Raw genomic sequence first — 2,464 nt, 5'->3', positions numbered from 1 at the left:
ATGCAATACAATACTCGACCTCTTACAGCACAAAAAACGCCACCCCAAAAAGGGCGGCGCAATACTATTTATCGTTTTATAAATTCAATCGAAAAAATAGACACGTGCCGTACAACCCCTTAACTTCCGAAGAGTATTTATACGTTCAAGAAAAGGCTGGTCTCCTGGCTCATGCATCATTTTACTCTAAGAACCTTCCCATCGACGTTTGGTCAACAGTGGTATTTTTCTTATTTCATCTGCATTTACAGTTGCGGAAACAGCTTCGGTTTTTCACCGAATTCCCAATTAAGCTGACAAGTCAGCACCTTTTCCCTGCAATAAATTATTCACTTATCGTAAGTGTACCATAGCGTATCATTTTGGGATAGAAATGGTTATCTAGTGTTAAAACTTGTAATTAGTTTGTTTCTTGTTCAGTTTATGCTACTGTTTTTATATGAAAAAATATATCCCACTATTACTTTTAATTCTCTTTGTATTTATTGCTTCGGGTCAAACTTCCGAACAGCAGTCTTTAGAGACTGTGCTTAAAAACTGGCTTCCCAACAAGCCATTGGAATCCTTTTTGTCTTTATTTCATATTCCATATTGGGGATTTTATGTCTCTGTCGAGGAACGTGGCTACTATGCATTTGTTGAATTTTTAATCAGAAAAGGAACGCACTTTTTTTATTTTGGTTTGATTGGATTAGCCATTTATATTGCTTTACCGAAAATAAGAAATCGAAAGCTGTTGGCAATACTGATTACCTTTCTTTTGGGGGCAGCAGATGAATTTCATCAATCCTTTACGAGTGGACGATCTGCACTCTTTCAGGATGTTCTATTAGATACAAGTGGAGCAATTTTTGCCTTGCTATTGCTAACGCTTATTCAATGGTTAAAGAATAGAAAAAACGCTACCCACTAAATTTAAAAGGTAGCGTTTCGTTTTTCTATTAAGCTATTTAAAGAACTTATTTTCGATTTTTCTTTAATAGGAAGGCAAGACCTAAGGTGATAATGGAGAACACAGTAAGTAATTGATTAATCGGAAGTATAGGCTTGAATTTTACATTTTCCTCGGTGATTTCATAAACTCCAACTGGTTTAATCGAAAATACACCACCTGCTCCTTCTCCTTCTCCTTGACCACTAGCATTTTGCTCGTCTGTAAATCCACCGCCTCCTCCTCCACCTACGAAGTAGTTCACTTTGGCTACTGGCAGAATCCGTTTATTGTCCATAATGATTGGTTCCCCATATATTAAAGAAGCATCCTTTTCTCTAGAAAACTTTTCAAAAATAGAACGTATTGGTGTTTGTATCATAGGCAGCTTGGTATTATCCTTTTGTTTACTTATCTTTTCCTCCATACTATCTCTCCTTTATTTTAATATAAGGGTCATATGATGTTCCTCGTAATAAACATCTCTTTCCTTTAAGGCCATCTCTTCTGTTCCAAATACTTTAAATCCTAGCTGCAGGTATAACTTTTTAGCAGACTCATTACTGGACACTACGGAGAGATTAATCTTTTCAATTTCATTAGTTTCTCTTGCCTGTTTAATCGCCTGCTCCATTAAGGACTTACCGGCACCTTTTCTTCTCCCGTGCGGACTAACATACATCGCAAATATATTTGCCCTATGCTTCATTTTTGAGCCACTCTCCTGTAAAAGAGTAACCATACCGATTAATTTATCTCCCTCAAATGCACCGAACGTATAATTCCCATTTACTTGAAAATTGCTTCTTACTCGTTCAATTGGATTTTCTCTTTGAATAGCTTCTTCATAACTAGTACCAAATGCTTCGGGGTTATTTTGCAGTGCCTCAAGCCTTAGCTGCCAATATGCCTCTGCATCATCACCTATTAATCTTCTAATTTCCATTTCTATACCTCCTGAAAATAGCGTGCATTACAAAGTTCATGTGCGTACAATATTAAATCTCGACAAGCCTCTGCACGTGAGCTTTCTGTTGCAAATAGCGAAGGAGATTGCTCTAATGTACGAATTCTCATCCCTTCTTGTATTAAAGGATGCCAAACATTTGGCAGCATACTTAATCCTTTTCTCAGTGCTTCTCTTTTTGAAATGATCTGCTGATATTCGAGTGAATAAAGAATTCTGCAAATAGTAGCTGTAACAGCCTCCACCACTTCATCAGACACTGAATCTGGTATTTCTTTTGTTTTCTCATACCAATATTGATTAATATTATATTTTAACGTCCCTAAGACGTCCTCCCATTCAGTAGAGACTTTTAACTCTTGAATATCTGTTCCCTGCAATGTAATTCCATGCTCCTTTAACACCCACCAAGTCACATGATTAATGTCCCAATGCCCAACTCTAACAACGCCATCTGCACAAAAAGGATAAGGTTGCATAGCTTCGTTACCCTTACTAAGGTCAGCTGCTTGGATATACATACCGTCCATCCGAGAACCTAATTCCTCTTTAGACAATTGAAAATG

At 37.2% G+C, this 2,464-nt stretch carries 4 protein-coding genes and 1 riboswitch; of the genes, 1 reads left to right on the top strand and 3 read right to left on the bottom strand.

Translation table 11 applies throughout. The annotated features are described in order from the left end of the window. Nucleotides 1–137 precede the first annotated feature (137 nt). A riboswitch (cobalamin riboswitch) is annotated at nt 138–327 on the bottom strand. Nucleotides 328–439: 112 nt separating this feature from the next. Further along, the gene (locus tag AC06OU_RS05515; RefSeq protein ID WP_475854492.1) at nt 440–913 is read left to right on the top strand and encodes a VanZ family protein; all 474 of its coding nucleotides are present in this window, start codon (nt 440–442) and stop codon (nt 911–913) included. Nucleotides 914–959: 46 nt separating this feature from the next. On the opposite strand, the gene AC06OU_RS05510 is transcribed toward AC06OU_RS05515, so the two are convergent. The 3 genes from AC06OU_RS05510 to AC06OU_RS05500 all read right to left on the bottom strand — a co-directional run. After that, entirely contained in the window at nt 960–1,358 is a 399-nt protein-coding gene (locus tag AC06OU_RS05510; RefSeq protein WP_475854491.1) for a spore germination protein GerW family protein, read from the bottom strand. 12 nt (nt 1,359–1,370) lie between these two features. Next, nucleotides 1,371–1,877 (bottom strand): N-acetyltransferase family protein, encoded by a 507-nt coding sequence (locus AC06OU_RS05505; RefSeq protein ID WP_475854490.1) that lies wholly within the window; start codon nt 1,875–1,877, stop codon nt 1,371–1,373. Nucleotides 1,878–1,879: 2 nt separating this feature from the next. Next, a partial coding sequence (locus AC06OU_RS05500) for an aminoglycoside adenylyltransferase domain-containing protein (protein WP_475854487.1) occupies nt 1,880–2,464 on the bottom strand: 585 nt, incomplete at its 5' end.

Source organism: Psychrobacillus sp. (genome assembly GCF_056205495.1).
This window is presented reverse-complemented; position numbering and strand designations above follow the sequence as displayed.